Here is a 14,659-nt window from a genome sequence, read left to right as displayed (position 1 = left end):
AGGGTCATTGTTGCAGGCCGTTTCGGGGGCTAACATCATCAGCCTGCCTGCTTATCATGGATACCGCCGTTGCCCACTTTTATCCGCAATATCGAATTTTTCACGCCGGACGGCTATCCGGGCCAGGTGGCGCGCTGCCATTTTGCGCTGGCGGAGTATCGCGACGACAGTTTTCCCGAGGCGGGTTTTGCACTGCCGGATCATCTGGCGCGCGCGGTGCCGAAGCGCCGCGCGGAGTATCTGGCCGGGCGTGTTCTGGCGCGGCAACTGTTGGCGCCGCTCGGTTTTGCCGACTTCACCCTGGCGCGCGGCGAAGATCGCGCGCCGCAGTGGCCGCCGGGCATCGCCGGGGCGCTGAGCCATAATTCGGATACCGCGCTGTGCGCCGTGCACCGCGAGCGCGGGCTGGGCGGCGTTGGGTTGGATGTGGAGACGCTGCTCTCCGACGTGCGGGCGGAGGAGCTGTGGGGGGCGATCGTTTCCCCGGCGGAGCGCGAGGCGTTGCTGCGCGAGACGCTGCCGTTCAACGAACTGCTGACGCTGACGTTTTCCGCCAAAGAGAGCCTGTTCAAGGCGCTGTATCCGCAGGTGCGCTGTTACTTCGATTTTCTCGATGCGCGCATGGTCGCCGTGGATGCGCAGCGGCAGACGTTTGTATTAACGTTGCTTAAGACGTTGACGCCAAATTGCCCCGCCGGCCGCCGGTTTAACGGGCGTTTTTGGCGTGAAGGTGACGATGTCACGACTTTTATCTTTTGCTAAAACCCAATAATAACAGTGTGTTATTTCTTTATTTGCCGTAACGCAGGTTTGCCGCGGCGGGCGGAAAGATTCATTCATCGGAGATTGACCCACGCTGGGGATCCGGTGTAATTTATCCTTCTTTTACAGCTAATGATAATTATTCGCATAAACATTATCATTGGTAAGGCGCAACAAAGGAGTGGTCTTGTGGCGACACTGACGACAGAAAACCAAACCTTCCCCGGGTTTGTGTACGCCGAACAATCGACCTTTTTGTACCGGTCCGAATTCCGTTCCCTCTCCGCCGATGGCGTGTTCGAGCGTATCGAGACGCCGGCGTTCGGTGGCGAGCAGGAAGGCAGCGCGCTGGCGCAGCATATCCGCCAGGCGTTGGCGCGCGCCAAAGCCGCCGGCCAGGAGACGCCGGTGGTGGTGGGCGCCATTCCGTTCGATACGCGCCGGCCTTCCAGCCTGTACGTGCCTGAAAGTTTACAGTTTGTCGCCAACGACAGCTTTACCCGCGCCGCGCGCCCGATGCTGCAACAGCCGCATCGCCTGGCCGCCTGCACCAGCATTCCGGACGAGCCGCGCTTCAAGCACGCGGTGGCGGAAGCGGTCAGCCGCTTTAAACAAGGCAAGCTGGACAAGGCGGTGCTGTCGCGCATCCTCGACATCGAGCTGGAGCAGCCGGTGGCGGGCCACCAGATCCTCAATAACCTGATGGTGCAGAACCCGACCGGTTACCACTTTTCCCTGCCGCTGGCCGATGGCGGCGTGCTGATCGGCGCCAGCCCGGAGCTGCTGATCCGCAAGCAGGGCGGCGAGATCCACACCAATCCGCTGGCGGGCTCGGCGCGCCGTCAGGACGATCCGCAGCAGGATCGCCTCGGCAGCGAGCGCCTGATGCGCTCGACCAAAGACAAATACGAACACAAGCTGGTGATCGACGACATTCGCCGTCACCTGGCGCCGCTGTGCGCCAGCCTGAGCGTGCCCAGCGGCCCGTCGCTGCTCAGCACCGGCACCATGTGGCACCTGTCCACCCGCATTCGCGGCGAATTGCTGAACCCGAATCTCAACGTGATGCAGCTGGCCTGCCTGCTGCATCCGACGCCGGCGCTGTGCGGCTTCCCGACCGAGAGCGCCCGCCAACTGATCGCCGATCTGGAACCGCACGATCGCGGCCTGTTCAGCGGCATTGTCGGCTGGTGCGACGCCAACGGCGACGGCGAGTGGGCGATCGTCATCCGCAGCGGCCTGCTGCGCGGCAACCGGGTGCGGCTGTTCGCCGGCGCGGGCATCGTCGCCGCCTCGACGCCGCAGGCCGAGTGGATGGAAACCGCCGCCAAACTGGGCACCATGCTCAACGCTTTCGGCCTGAACAGCGGCGCGCTGTAGGCCTCTTTGCGGCGCAGTGCGCGCCGCGTCATACGCTTTCGCAGGAGACAACGATGAACAACAACATGACCCGGCTGTGCGCCAGGATGGCGGTGCGCCCATGAGCATTCAGATGGATTTCACCGGCAAACGCGTGTGGGTGACCGGCGCGGCGCGCGGCATCGGCGAGCAGATCGCCCGGCATTTTTTGACGCAGGGCGCCGAGGTGGTGGGATTTGACCGCGAGTTCGCCAACCCGGATCTGCCTTACCCCTGCGTGACGCTGGACATCAGCCGGCCGGAGCAGGTGGAGGCGGTGTGCCGCCAACAGCTGGAGGAGAACCCCAAACTGGACGTGTTGGTCAACGCCGCCGGCATTCTGCGCATGGGCAATACCGAAGATTTGAGCGTGGATGACTGGCATCAGTGCATCAACGTCAACGCCTCGGGGGCGTTTTACCTGTTCCGCGCCGTGCTGCCGCACTTCAAGGCGCAGCGCAGCGGGGCGATCGTCAGCATCGGCTCCAACGCCGCGCACGTGCCGCGCACGCAGATGGCGGCCTACTGCGCCTCCAAGGCGGCGCTGACCAGCCTGAACCACTGTGTGGGGCTGGAGATGGCGCCGTTCGGCGTGCGCTGCAATCTGGTGTCGCCGGGCTCGACCGACACGCCGATGCAGCGCGGCATGTGGCAGACCGACGATGCGCAGCAACGCACCATCGCCGGTTTCCCCGAGATGTTCAAGCTGGGGATCCCGCTCGGCAAAATCGCCCGCCCGGACGAAATCGCCAATGCGGTGTTGTTCCTGGCCTCCGATTTGGCCAGCCACATCACTATGCAGGATATCGTGATCGACGGCGGCGCCACGCTGGCCGCCTGAGTCAGACCCGCTGGCGGCGCAGCAGGTGCTGCGCGCCTTCCGCCGCCAGCAGCAGCACCGCCAGCCAGATCGCCAGATAGGTTGGCCATTCGCTTTGGCCGATGCTCTCGCCGAGCAGCAGCGCGACGATCACCAGCAGCACCGGTTCCACATAGCTCAGCAGGCCGAACAGGCTGAACGGCAGCAGGCGGCTGGCGAGGATGTAACACACCAGCGCCACGGCGCTGATGACGCCGAGCAGCGGGATGCGCCAATACAGCTCGGCATTGGTCGGCAACGCCGCCGCGCCGCCGTCGCCGAAGGCGAACCAGGCCGCCGCCGGCAGCATCAGCGCCAGCTCGCACCACAGCCCGCCGAGATTGTCGGTGCCGAAACGCCGCCGCAAAATAAAGTAGAGCGGATAGCCCAGCGCCACCACCAGCGTCGGCCACGAGACGCCGCCCGCCTGATACAGCTCATTGCCCACCCCCACCATGGCGCACGCCACCGCCAGCTTTTGCAGCAGCGACAACCGATCGCGGTAGATCAAACGGCCCGCCAGCACCATGGTCAGCGGCAGCAGAAAATAGCCGAGCGATACGTCGAGCGCCTTGCCGTGCAGCGGTGCCCACAGGAATAACCACAGCTGCACCCCCAGCAGCGCCGAGGTGAGCAGCAGGCCCAGCAGACGCTGCGGCCGTTGGCCGATCCAGCCCAGCGTGTCGCCCACTTTGCGCCAATCGCCGGACAGCGCCATGAACAGCGTCAGGAACGGCAGCGTCAGCAGCGTGCGCCAGCCGTAGACCTGCTCGCCGTTCAGCGGGGTGAGGGTAGAGGTGAAGTAATACATCGCGCCGAACAAGATGGAGGCGACGACCGAAAGAGTGATGCCCTTAATCACACGCATTCCTGGTGAGTGATTGATTTTATGGCGGCTACTGTAGAGAAATTTGCCGCCAACGACAATGGCGTTGCCGGGCGCTGGACAATCGGCGGCGGCGGGTTACAATGATTACTGTGTATTCATACAGGTTTTGGCGATGACAATCGATCTTTTTGAAGACGCGCTGCCGCCGCCGTGGCGCGAAGAGATCGCCCCCGGCGCGGTGGTGATGCACGGCTTCGTGCGCGATCACGGGCCGGAACTGCTGGCGGCGGTGCAGGGCGTCGTCGCCCAGGTGCCGTGGCGGCATTTGACCACGCCCGGCGGGCACGTGATGTCGGTGGCGATGAGCTGGTGCGGCAACGGCTGGACCAGCGACAGCCGCGGTTACCGCTATTCGGAACGCGACGCGCGCAGCGGCAAACGCTGGCCGGCCATTCCGCCGATCTTGATGGCGCTGGCGGACGAAGCCGCGCAGCAGGCGGGATTCGGCCCCTTCGTGCCGGATTCCTGTCTGATGAACCGCTACGATCCGGGCAGCAAGCTGTCGCTGCATCAGGATAAAGACGAGCACGACTTCGGCGCCCCCATCGTCTCGGTGTCGCTCGGGCTGCCGGCGGTATTTCAGTTCGGCGGCCTGCAACGCAGCGACCGGGCGCGGCGCATCCCGCTGGCGCACGGCGACGTGGTGGTGTGGGGCGGCCCATCGCGGCTCTGTTTTCACGGCATCCTGCCGGTCAAGGAAGGCTACCACTCGCTGGTGGGGCCGCACCGCATCAACATCACGCTACGCAAGGCGCTTTAGCTGCGGCTCCTGCGCCAGGCAGGCGACGAGATAGTCGATAAACACCCGCAGTTTGGGCGGTAGATACTGGTTAGGCGCGTAAAGCAACCACAGGCCGCCGTGATAGCTGCTGAGGAAATCCCACGCCGGCAATACCTGCACGATCTCGCCGTCATCGAGCGCCTGGCGGGCGGTAAAATACGGCAGGCTGCCGATGCCGATATGCTGTTTCACCGCGTCCAGCCGCACGCCGGTGTGGTTGGCGGCGTAGCGGCCGCGCACGTTGACCGTCACCGTTTTGCCGCTGCGGCGGAACTTCCATTGCGCGTCGCTCGGCGTTTCGCCCAGATAGATGCAGCTGTGCGCCGCCAGATCGTGCGGGTGCTGCGGCGTGCCGTGCTGCGCCAGGTAGTGCGGCGTGGCGCACAGCAGATGGTCTATTCTCATCAACTGGCGGCCGATCAACCCGGGCGATGGGCGATCGGTAATGCGCAGCGCCAGATCGACCCGATCGTCGATCAGATCCATGTAGCGATCTTCCAGCCGCAGCCGCACGTCCACCTTCGGGTAGCGGCGCAGGAACTCCGGCATGTGCGGATGCAGCACGAAGCGCCCCACCGCCTTGGGCACGCTGATGCTGACCAATCCTTCGGGCTCCGCGGCGCCGCGCCCGCCGATCGCCATAACCGCATCGGCGGCCGCCAACAGGGTGCGGCAGTGCGCATACGCCTCTTCGCCGCTTTCGCTCAGCCGCAGTTTGCGGGTGGTGCGGTGCAGCAGCTGCAGCGCCAGCGCCTGTTCGAGCCTTGCCACGCTGCGGCTGACGGCGGAAGGCGAAGTATCCAGCTTGCGGGCGGCGGCGGAAAAGCTGCCGCTCTCTACCACCTGAACGAAAACGGCCATTTCGGGCAACAGCGCGTAAGAAAGATTTGTGCTCATGGCGCAAAGGTCCATTGTGATGACGGCGGATTATCCATCGATTATGACATGAATATAATGGCTCTTCGAACCGAGGAGAAAAATGATGACCGAACGACGTTATTACTACAGCGACGATGTACAGGGCCAGGCGCAGGTGTTGAGCTGTACGCCGGCCGAGGCGGGCGCCTACGCCATAGAGCTGGACGCCACGCTGTTCCACCCACAGGGCGGCGGCCAGCCGTCCGACGTGGGGACGTTAGGCGTCGCCGCCGTGCTGCGGGTGCAGCAGCAGGGGGATACCGTGCTGCACTTTACCGCCGCGCCGCTGCCGATCGGGCCGGTCACGCTGCAAGTCGATGAAGCGCAGCGCCGCCTGCACGCCCGCTGGCACTCCGGCGGGCATCTGATCGGCTGGCTGGGCGAAAGCCGGGGGTGGCGGCCGGTCAAGGCGCATCATTGGCCGGGGGAAGGGCGCATCACGTTTACGCCAGGGCCGGATGCGCAGACGATAGAAGCGGACTTTTTGCAGGCGGAGCTGGCGCGCTTGATAGCCGCCGATCTGCCACGCCGCCAACAGGCGGTGGACGGGATGCGGCAGGTCGGTTTCGGCGAACTGCCCGCCTACGGCTGCGGCGGCACCCATGTCGCCGCGCTGGGCGAGGTGGGCGCGATCGCGATCACCGGCGTAAAGATGAAGAAGGGGCAGCTGATCGTGCAGTATGAGCTGGGTTGAATAAGGGGCTTCAGCGCCCGGCCTGCCGCAGCTGGGTGCAGAACGCGCATTGGCATCCCGCCACCGGCACCGCCGCGCAGCTGCCGATGTTCACCGGCTGGGCGTCCATGGCGTGAAAGCCATAAAACAGATTTTCGATGTTTTGTTCCGCCGCGCGCGCCTGTTCCGGGCGCGGTTCGGGCACTTTCGACTGAAACGCCGCGGCCTTGCCGGCCAGCAGGCAGAGAAACAGCAGAGACAGCTGGATTTTCATCGTCGTCTTCCTTTGGCTAAAGTTATGATACGTTATAACAAAACCCCATCAATGCCAAGCGGCGGCGCTGCCGCCATTCACGGTATTTTTACGCACGGCAACAGTTCCTCATTCAAATAACACTTCGACACATTTCTTGCCGCTACGCTGACTAATAATTCAAATTACAAAAATTGCCTCACTAAACGAATATTTAGATACTCGCTGTGCGGCCTGGCCAGTGCTGACACGTTTTTAAATTCTGAGCATACAGAAAGATGCCTCTGTAGGTATCGTCACGCACTCTGGACAGGACATCGCCACCATGGGCTCTTTTTTTAAGCAGATCTACCGCTATTCCCACGCGCGCCCTTATCGGCATAACGAAAACCTCTGGCCCTACGTGAAGATTGCGCGCGGCGAGGGCGGTGAAATCGCCGCCTTATGGTACAAGCACCGGCCGGTGCCGATCGTCCCGCTGAGCGAACTGCGCAACAGTTGCCGGGGGCCGGCGTTGTTGACGGCTACCGGCCCGTCGGTGAAGGCGCTGCGTTTCGAAAATATTCCCGCCATGCCCGCGATCGGGGTCAACGGCGCCTATTGCCTGCATCGGCAGGTGGATTTTCACTTCTACGTCATCGTGGACATGGGGTTTATCGATAACCGCCCGGAGATCGTGCGCGATGTCATTCAACGGCCAGCGCTGACGCTGTTCACCACCGTGCACGGCGTGGCGCGCATTCTCGATCGTTTTGGACAGGCGGCGATCGGCTGCCGATTGGCGATTGTCGAAGACGCGGCCTGCAAGATTTACCGTCCCCGGATCGACAGCGGCGCGCTGTGGGATCACTACTGCCGGGAAAACGGGGTGGAGTTTTGCATCGCGAACCGCACGCTCGGCTTCAGCCAGGATATCCGCTGTGGCATTTTCGATGCCGGCACCGTGGCCTATTGGGCGCTGCAAATCATCGCCTATCTCGGCTTCAGGCAGCTGTTTATCGCCGGGTTGGACATGAACAACTTCCACCAGCCGCGCTTTTACGAAACGGAGCAGGATCGGTTACCGACGTTCCTGTCGGACAAAGTGGAGTCGCTGGTGATCCCCGCTTTTCGGCATGCCGGCGCGGTCATGCAAAAACAGCAGATCGCGATAAAAAACCTTTCCCCGCACAGCGCTATCGGCAGCGATATCTTCGAGAAGGTGGACGGCAATGTTTACTTTCAGCAAGCCTGAGCGGTGTTATCGCCTCGGCAGCGCGCTGTTTTTAGCCTTCGCATTTTTAAGCGCGATCTTTTGCGGGCAGACCCGCGTCAACAACCTGTTTCATCTGGCAGCGCTGCTGTGGCTGGCTGCCGTGTTCACCTGGCCGCCGCTGCGGCGGCAGCTGTGGATCAATCGTCAGGCGCGTTGGGGCGGCGGGCTGGCGCTGATGTTTTTGCTTTATTATTCCCTCAGCGCGCTGTGGGGCGAGACGCCGGGTGACATGCAGTCGGCCCTGACCCACAGCGCCTATATCCTGCTCTATCTCGCCTGGCTGGTGACGCTGCTAGACGGTGAGCGGCGTCATCAACTGCAGTGGGCGATGCTGGCCGGCATAACGGCGCTGTGCCTGTATCTGACGCTGGTCGACGCCCCGTCGATTTATCATCTGCGGGAAACCACCGCCCGCAATCCGGGGCCGAGCAACGTGATCGATCTGGCCGGTTACGCCGCCATCGCCATTTTGTTGAGCCTGATGATCTTCCGCGATACCGGGCAAAAAGCGGCGCTGTGCTTTATCCCGCCGCTGCTGGCGTTCATGGTGCTGACGCAAAGCCGCGGCCCGCTGATCGCGCTGGCGTTCGCGGTGGTGGTGGCGATGCCTTATCGACACCGGCCGGGACGATGGCTGTGGTTTCTGTTGCCCGGCGCGCTGGCTGTGGTTCTCGCCGTCGTTTACAGTGCGATCGGCGAAATGTTGCTTACGCGTTTTGGCGAGCTGTATCAACAGAGCTTTGTTCGCATCAGCATCTGGCGCCACAGCTTGGCGCTGATCGAACAGGCGCCGTTCTTCGGCTACGGCTTTGATAAGCAGCTTAACTTTCTCAATTACACCGGCGAGCTGAACCACACCACGCACAGCCTGTACCTTGGCGCGTTGCTGAAGGGCGGCTGCGTGGGGTTCCTGTTGTTGCTGGCGCTGCTGGGATACGGCGCGCGGCTCGCCATCGCGCACTGGCGCGCAGGGCGGCGTTGGGAGGCGGGCCTGTTTCTGTTTATGCTGGTATTTTACAGTTCGCAGGGCATGTTTGTGATCGCCAATCCGGCGGAGTTTTGGTCCCTGTTTTGGCTGCCGCTGGCGTTGCTGCTGTCGCAGCCTAAACGGATCGGGACTGTGCGGACGGCAGCGCCGCCAGCGTCTTCTCCAGCACCTGTTCCGCCGCGATGATGCTGAGCGGTTGGCGTCGCTCAGCGGCACTCAGCGCGGCGCTGTCAACCGGCACGTGCATCACCTGATGCCGTTCGCTGTCCTGATAGGGGCCGGTATGCCGCGGGTTAGCGGTGACGAACAGGCTGACGGTGGCGGTTTTCAACGCCACGGCGAGGTGGAGCGGGCCGGTATCGCCGGTCACCAGTACCTGCAGATTGGCGATCGTCGCCAGCAGTTGCGGTAGCGTGGTCGCGCCGATATGGCTTACTACCCGCTGTTGCTGCGCCTCGCTCAAACCCGCCATAAACTCCCGCTCGAGGCTGTGCTCCGCCTTGCTGCCAATCAACTCGATCTGACAGTCGGGAGAGTGCGCCAGCAGCCGTTGCGCCAGCTGAACAAAGTGGTCGACCGGCCAGCGGCGCAGCGTTTCGGAAGCGCCCATCTGAAAGCCGATCAGGATCTTGCCCGCCGGTTTGGCGCGCGCAGGGAAAGCGACGGGAATGAACATCGCCGGGTTATCGGTGCGGCAGCCCAATTGCCCCATCATATCCAGCTTGCGCTGAATCAAATGGCCGCCGGTGCTGCGGCTGACGCCGGTCAGCCAGCGCTCCATGCCGCTCGGTTTGTTGCCATAAATGTCTTTGAACAGGTATTGGCAGCCGGCGGCGATGGCGACCAGCACATCGTAAGGCGCCTTCGAGTGCAGGATGACCGCCAGCTGAGGCCGGTTTTTTCGCAGGCGCCGGATAACGCCCAACATGTCTTTGGCCTTGTGGTCCCAGTAAATCACGTCATGAAAGCAGGGGCTGCCTTCGACCAGCTGCCGGTTTTTATGGCTGGAGACCAGCGTGATTTGCGCGTCGGGATAGCGTTCGCACAGTGCGCGAATGGCGGGCGTGTTGAACATCAGATCGCCGAGGGCGCTGGTGGAGAAAATCACGATGCGCTCAAAGGATTGCTGCGGATCGAAGCTTGCTACGGGCCGGAAATTGCCCGCGATGCGGGTATAGAGACGCAGCCCGGCGTTGGCCGCCGTTATTTTCCACTGTTTAGACATTGCAGTTCGCTTCCGCTTGAGATCGGCGGCCACCGTCTGGCGCCGCGTCGTATCATACAAGCGCGGCAACGGCGGGCCAATGGCCCGCAACAGATTGCGACAGACTTGCAATTGCCTCCGGGCGCCGCGCTTACTCCTCCCACACCTGCGTGCTGCGCGGGCTGTCCATCTGATAATCCGAATAGGGGCGAGTGAAAAACTCGCGCCCCAACTCGCGGGCGGCCTGCAGCGGGTTGCGCGGATCGCGGGCGATCTCGCCGCGCTGATTGCCGGCGCCGTGCACCACGCCGACGAACGAGGAATGGGTGTAGCGGCTGAATTCCTGGAGCTGATGCACGATGCCCAGCGCCGCGCCGGGGTAGGTTTCTTCCGACGCCACCGCCAGCCCGATGCGTTTGCCGCTCATGCGTTGGTGCACCTGTTCCGCCTGAGGGTAGGCATTGGAATAGAAGCTGAACGAGCGATCGAAAAAGGCCTTGGTTTGCGCCGACATGCCGTACCAGTAAATCGGCGTGCAGAATACCGCGCCGTCGGCCGGCAGGAAGTGCTCCAGAAACAGCTCGGCGTAGCGATCGGCCGGTGGCGGCGTGTGGCGTTCATCGCTCAGAAAACCGCTCAGGTAATCATCGAGAAAATGCAGGCTGGCGGACGTGCCGGCTTCGGCGGCGCCCGCCAGAATCGCCTGCGCCAGCGTGGCGCTATTGCCGTCGCGGCGCGGGCTGCCGACCAACACCACCAGACGTTTGGATTGATGAGTTGTATTCATGTCATGTTCCTCGGTATGAAGTGGATTCAGTCCTACTCTAGAAACAAGTAGTGGCAGGCGACAAATGACGGCTTTTCTGCCAGGATGAGCTCAACTCATCTCTAGAGGTTTCGCCATGTTCGCCACGCTGCCCGTCAACGCATTACGCACCTTTGAATCTGCCGCTCGCCTGCGCAGCTTCAAGCTGGCGGCGGCCGAGCTGGCGGTGACGCCGACGGCGATTTCGCACCAGATCAAAGCGCTGGAACAGCAGTTGGGGTTTGCGCTGTTCGAGCGGGTGCCGCGCGGCGTGCGGCTGACGCCGAAAGGCGAAACGCTGTTTGCCGGGGTGCACGGCGCGCTGCTGGACGTTGCCGCCACGCTCGAGGGCCTGCGGCCGCAGCCCAGCACCGGATCGCTGTGCGTCTCGGTCACGCACTCTTTCGCGGCGCTGTGGCTGGTGCCGCGCCTGGGGCGTTTCTACCAGGCCTACCCGCACTATCTGGTGCGGTTGGAGGCCTGCGCCGAGGTGATCGATCTGCAGCAGGACGCCAGCGTGGACGTGGCGGTGCGCTACAGCCGCGCGCACTATCCTGCGCTGCATCAGACGGCGCGGCTGGAGGAAAGCTTTGGCGTCTACGCGGCGCCGGGGCTGGCCGCCGCCGAGCCGGAAAACCCGGTGCTGATCACCGTCAAATGGGGGGATTCGGCGCTGTACGACAGCGGCTGGCGCGACTGGTGCCTGGCCGCCGGCGTGGACTGGTGGCAGCGCCATGCGGCGATGCGCAGCTATCACGAGGAGCATTACGCCCTGCAGGCGGCGGTGGCCGGGCAGGGGATGGTGCTCGCGAGCTCGGTGATGGTGTCCGATATGGTGGACAACGGCCTGCTGGTGGCGTACCGGCCGGAGGTGCGCGTACCGGGCGCCGCGTACAGCGTGCTGTGCGCGCCGGGGCGCGAGCGGCATCCGCCGGTCAGGGCGTTTCTCGCCTGGCTGCAGCAGGAACTGCCGCAGGGCAATGGCACGAAATAAAAGTTTTATCGTCCTAAGCTGTGGGAATATCAGCGAACTTTTGTTTTTACTTCACTGCGAGAACCTATCATGAGCCAGCCAAGAACTTCCGATTATCCGATTGATGCGCAATTTATCGAACGCTGGTCGCCGCGCGCGATGGCCAACGACACCATCGACGACCAAACGCTGCTGAGCTTTTTTGAAGCGGCGCGCTGGTCGCCTTCGGCCTACAACATTCAGCCATGGCGCTTTGCCTACAGCAAGCACGGTTCCGACAGCTGGGAGAACTACCTGGAATTCCTGATCGACTTCAACCGCGGCTGGGCGCAGCACGCCTCGGCGCTGGTGGTGATCGTCTCCAAAACCACCAGCCTGAACGGCGAACGGCTGATGGACAACCCGACCCACGCGTTCGATACCGGCGCCGCCTGGGCCAGCCTGGCGCATCAGGCGCACCTGAAAGGCTGGCTGACCCACTGCATGAGCGGAATTCACCACGACAAGATTAAGGCGGCGCTGCAGCTGCCGGACGACTATGCGGTGCACGCCATGGTGGCGATCGGCAAACCGGGCGACAAAGCCCGCCTGCCAGATTTCCTGCAGGAAAAAGAGGCGCCGTCGGGCCGCCTGCCGCTGGGCAAGACCGTCAGCGAAGGGCTGAATTTCACGCTGTGATTGCCCGTTCTCGCCGAGGCCCGCTTGGCGGGCCTTTTTTATGCGGCGAGTAAAACTTAGGGAGTATGTTCTCGTTCGCTCATTCGCTGTATATTTTGTTATATAGCGATGGCGTAATGAGGAGGAAACCGTGGGTGACCATTTTGGCAAAGGGCTGTTGGCGGGGTTAAAGGCGGAGAGTCTGAAGCCGGAGGCGGAATTGTCGCGCTTTTGCTCCGACTATAAGCGTGGCTTCGTGCTCGGCTATGCGCACCATTTGGCACAGCGCTGCGGCGACGAGAACCGGGCGGCGTTCGAAGCCGGGCAGCTGAGCCGCGCCTATGGCCTCGGCAGTGAGCCGATGAGCGAGTTCTTTTCCGGCGGCGACAGCCGGCTGGCGGAGAAGTTTTTCCGCGCCGGCTATAACCGGCCGACGCAGGGCTAGCGCGGGCGGGGCATCAGGCGGCGCTCAGCACCGCCACCATATACACGCACGGTTGATCGCTCTGGTTTTCAAAGCGGCAGTCCGCCGGTGGGCCGAGCTCCAGGCAGTCTCCCTCGGCCATGACATGGCGCGCGTCACCTTCCACAAAGACCAACTCGCCGGATAAAACCCAGATCAGCTGGCGCTTAAAGGCATACACCGAAGCCGGCATCGGGATCGTCGCGCCGGCCGGCAGTTCGATACGCACCAGATCGAGCGGCAGATCGGTGCGCGGCGAAACGTGGCGCCGCACGTAGCCGCTCTCCGGATCGACCCAGATCGGCTGATCTTCCCGGCGCAGCAGCCGGCCTTCCTGCGTTTCCGCCCGAGCGATCAGCTTGGACATGCTAAGGCCGAACGCCCCCGCCAGCCTGGCCAGCAGCATCGCCGTCGGGCTGCTCTCGCCGCGCTCGATCTTATGAACCATCGCCCGTGAGACGCCTGCCTGCTCGGCCAGATCGGACAGCGACCAGTGGCGCGCCTCGCGTTCAAGGCGAATGCGTGCGCCGATCAGCTGATTTAGATTGTCTAATTTAATATTCATATCGTAGTATTATAGTGGACAATTGGCCGGGGTAAACCATGATTATACGAAATGCGACGCTCAACGATAGCGCGGCGATTGCCGCCATCTATAACGACGCGGTGTTGAACAGCACCGCCATCTGGAATGAACAAACCGTAGATGCGGCCAACCGCGCGGCGTGGATCGGCGAACGGCAGGCGGCGGGCTACCCGGTGCTGGTGGCGGTGAACGGCGCGGACGAGGCGATCGGCTACGCGTCGTTCGGCGACTGGCGCGCCTGGGACGGCTATCGCCATACCGTAGAACACTCGGTGTATGTCCATCAGGCGCATCGCGGTGAAGGGATTGGCAAAGCGCTGTTGATCGCCCTGATCGCACGGGCGCGGGAGATCGGCAAGCACGTGATGGTGGCCGGTATCGAATCCGGCAATCAGGCCTCGATTAAGCTGCATCTGGCGCTCGGGTTCCGCGAGGTGGGGCGCATGGAGCAGGTGGGCGCCAAATTTGGCCAATGGCTGGATCTGACTTTCCTGCAGCTGACGCTCGACGAGCGAACGGCGCCGCCGGCGCGCTGATCCTGGAGACAGGGCGATGAATATGCTATTGCTGCTGATCGCGGCGGGAATGGGGCTGGTGGTGCAGAATCTGCTGATGGTGCGCATTACCGAAAGCGTCTCGACCATCCTTATCACGCTGGTGATCAACTCCAGCGTCGGTTTGCTGCTGCTGGTGGGGTTGTTGCTGGCCAAAAACGGCCTCGGCGCGGTGGCGGAAGTGACCGGCGCCGCCAGGTGGTGGATGCTGCTGCCGGGGCTGTTGGGATCGCTGTTCGTGTTCGCCGGCATCCTGGGCTACCAAAAACTGGGGGCGGCGGCCACCATCTCGATCCTGGTCGCCAGCCAGCTGTGCATGGGGCTGCTGGTGGACGTCTACCGCGCCGGCCCGGCGGCGCTGCGCGACAATCTGCCGGCGCTGGTCGGCGCCCTGTTGCTGGTGGCGGGCGCCTATCTGGTGGCGAAACGCAGCTTTTGACGGCGGCAGAAAGCAAAAAGCCCGCTCGGGTTTCCCTGAGCGGGCTTCTCTAAATATGGCTCCTCTGACTGGACTCGAACCAGTGACATACGGATTAACAGTCCGCCGTTCTACCGACTGAACTACAGAGGAATCGTGTGAACGGGGCGAATAATAGCGGGGTGGTTGCGGCTTGTAAAGCGTGAAAACGCCCGACGCGCTC

Annotated in this window: 18 protein-coding genes and 1 tRNA gene; 12 read left to right on the top strand and 7 right to left on the bottom strand. The window is 63.0% G+C overall.

Annotated features, from left to right (window positions below):
- Window positions 1-69: 69 nt before the first annotated feature.
- The 3 genes from REA38_RS02090 (at window position 70) to dhbA (ending at window position 3,001) form a co-directional block, all read left to right on the top strand.
- Window positions 70-762, top strand: coding sequence for a 4'-phosphopantetheinyl transferase superfamily protein (locus REA38_RS02090; protein WP_308884781.1), 693 nt, complete (start codon window positions 70-72; stop codon window positions 760-762).
- Window positions 763-951: 189 nt separating this feature from the next.
- A complete protein-coding gene (locus tag REA38_RS02085) occupies window positions 952-2,142 on the top strand; it encodes an isochorismate synthase MenF (protein WP_041035836.1) in 1,191 nt (396 codons plus the stop codon).
- A 100-nt stretch (window positions 2,143-2,242) separates the two neighbouring features.
- A complete protein-coding gene (gene dhbA / locus REA38_RS02080; RefSeq protein WP_060421746.1) occupies window positions 2,243-3,001 on the top strand; it encodes a 2,3-dihydro-2,3-dihydroxybenzoate dehydrogenase in 759 nt (252 codons plus the stop codon).
- Window position 3,002: 1 nt separating this feature from the next.
- Here the strand turns inward: dhbA and rarD are convergent, their stop codons facing one another.
- Entirely contained in the window at window positions 3,003-3,881 is an 879-nt protein-coding gene (gene rarD, locus REA38_RS02075; protein ID WP_033647922.1) for an EamA family transporter RarD, read from the bottom strand.
- A gap of 139 nt (window positions 3,882-4,020) precedes the next feature.
- Here rarD and alkB point away from each other — a divergent pair, with 139 nt between their 5' ends.
- Window positions 4,021-4,668, top strand: a complete 648-nt coding sequence (alkB, locus tag REA38_RS02070; RefSeq protein WP_033635177.1) for a DNA oxidative demethylase AlkB — start codon at window positions 4,021-4,023, stop codon at window positions 4,666-4,668.
- Here the strand turns inward: alkB and REA38_RS02065 are convergent.
- Window positions 4,651-5,586 carry a LysR family transcriptional regulator gene (locus REA38_RS02065; protein ID WP_308884780.1) on the bottom strand — a complete coding sequence of 312 codons (936 nt, stop codon included), beginning with the start codon at window positions 5,584-5,586 and terminating at the stop codon, window positions 4,651-4,653. The two genes, alkB and REA38_RS02065, sit on opposite strands and share 18 nt — an antisense overlap.
- Window positions 5,587-5,671: 85 nt before the next feature.
- Here REA38_RS02065 and REA38_RS02060 point away from each other — a divergent pair, with 85 nt between their 5' ends.
- On the top strand, window positions 5,672-6,301 hold the full coding sequence (locus REA38_RS02060; protein WP_308884778.1) for an alanyl-tRNA editing protein: 630 nt from the start codon (window positions 5,672-5,674) through the stop codon (window positions 6,299-6,301).
- Between the two features lie 10 nt (window positions 6,302-6,311).
- Here REA38_RS02060 and REA38_RS02055 read toward each other — a convergent pair whose 3' ends face one another.
- Window positions 6,312-6,554 (bottom strand): hypothetical protein, encoded by a 243-nt coding sequence (locus REA38_RS02055; protein WP_033635174.1) that lies wholly within the window; start codon window positions 6,552-6,554, stop codon window positions 6,312-6,314.
- Between the two features lie 304 nt (window positions 6,555-6,858).
- Between REA38_RS02055 and REA38_RS02050 the strand changes: the two genes are divergently transcribed.
- On the top strand, window positions 6,859-7,767 hold the full coding sequence (locus REA38_RS02050; RefSeq protein WP_060421735.1) for a hypothetical protein: 909 nt from the start codon (window positions 6,859-6,861) through the stop codon (window positions 7,765-7,767).
- Window positions 7,745-8,962, top strand: coding sequence for an O-antigen ligase family protein (locus REA38_RS02045; protein ID WP_308884775.1), 1,218 nt, complete (start codon window positions 7,745-7,747; stop codon window positions 8,960-8,962). Before REA38_RS02050 ends, REA38_RS02045 begins: the two co-directional genes overlap by 23 nt.
- Here the strand turns inward: REA38_RS02045 and REA38_RS02040 are convergent.
- Complete coding sequence (locus REA38_RS02040) at window positions 8,892-10,001, bottom strand: glycosyltransferase family 9 protein (protein ID WP_033647916.1); 1,110 nt, start codon at window positions 9,999-10,001, stop codon at window positions 8,892-8,894. The genes REA38_RS02045 and REA38_RS02040 overlap by 71 nt on opposite strands.
- Window positions 10,002-10,131: 130 nt before the next feature.
- Entirely contained in the window at window positions 10,132-10,767 is a 636-nt protein-coding gene (locus tag REA38_RS02035) for a flavodoxin family protein (protein WP_043147649.1), read from the bottom strand.
- 115 nt (window positions 10,768-10,882) lie between these two features.
- Here REA38_RS02035 and REA38_RS02030 point away from each other — a divergent pair, with 115 nt between their 5' ends.
- The 3 genes from REA38_RS02030 (at window position 10,883) to REA38_RS02020 (ending at window position 12,860) form a co-directional block, all read left to right on the top strand.
- Window positions 10,883-11,779 carry a LysR substrate-binding domain-containing protein gene (locus REA38_RS02030; protein ID WP_033635169.1) on the top strand — a complete coding sequence of 299 codons (897 nt, stop codon included), beginning with the start codon at window positions 10,883-10,885 and terminating at the stop codon, window positions 11,777-11,779.
- Window positions 11,780-11,848: 69 nt separating this feature from the next.
- Window positions 11,849-12,436 carry a nitroreductase family protein gene (locus REA38_RS02025; protein ID WP_103829645.1) on the top strand — a complete coding sequence of 196 codons (588 nt, stop codon included), beginning with the start codon at window positions 11,849-11,851 and terminating at the stop codon, window positions 12,434-12,436.
- Between the two features lie 130 nt (window positions 12,437-12,566).
- Window positions 12,567-12,860 carry a DUF2623 family protein gene (locus REA38_RS02020; RefSeq protein WP_060425948.1) on the top strand — a complete coding sequence of 98 codons (294 nt, stop codon included), beginning with the start codon at window positions 12,567-12,569 and terminating at the stop codon, window positions 12,858-12,860.
- Between the two features lie 13 nt (window positions 12,861-12,873).
- Here the strand turns inward: REA38_RS02020 and REA38_RS02015 are convergent, their stop codons facing one another.
- Window positions 12,874-13,443 (bottom strand): XRE family transcriptional regulator, encoded by a 570-nt coding sequence (locus REA38_RS02015; RefSeq protein WP_060460796.1) that lies wholly within the window; start codon window positions 13,441-13,443, stop codon window positions 12,874-12,876.
- Window positions 13,444-13,481: 38 nt separating this feature from the next.
- On the opposite strand from REA38_RS02015, the gene REA38_RS02010 reads away from it, so the two are divergent.
- Both REA38_RS02010 and REA38_RS02005 read left to right on the top strand, forming a co-directional pair.
- Window positions 13,482-14,000 (top strand): GNAT family N-acetyltransferase, encoded by a 519-nt coding sequence (locus tag REA38_RS02010; protein ID WP_033654908.1) that lies wholly within the window; start codon window positions 13,482-13,484, stop codon window positions 13,998-14,000.
- A gap of 16 nt (window positions 14,001-14,016) precedes the next feature.
- Entirely contained in the window at window positions 14,017-14,457 is a 441-nt protein-coding gene (locus tag REA38_RS02005; protein WP_060430574.1) for a DMT family transporter, read from the top strand.
- A gap of 56 nt (window positions 14,458-14,513) precedes the next feature.
- On the opposite strand, the gene REA38_RS02000 is transcribed toward REA38_RS02005, so the two are convergent.
- Window positions 14,514-14,589: transfer RNA gene (locus REA38_RS02000), tRNA-Asn, on the bottom strand.
- Window positions 14,590-14,659 lie beyond the last annotated feature (70 nt).

Origin of the sequence: Serratia sp. MF1(2023) (genome assembly GCF_030954545.1) — a bacterium.
Classification (GTDB): Bacteria; Pseudomonadota; Gammaproteobacteria; order Enterobacterales; family Enterobacteriaceae; genus Serratia; species Serratia sarumanii.
This window is presented reverse-complemented; position numbering and strand designations above follow the sequence as displayed.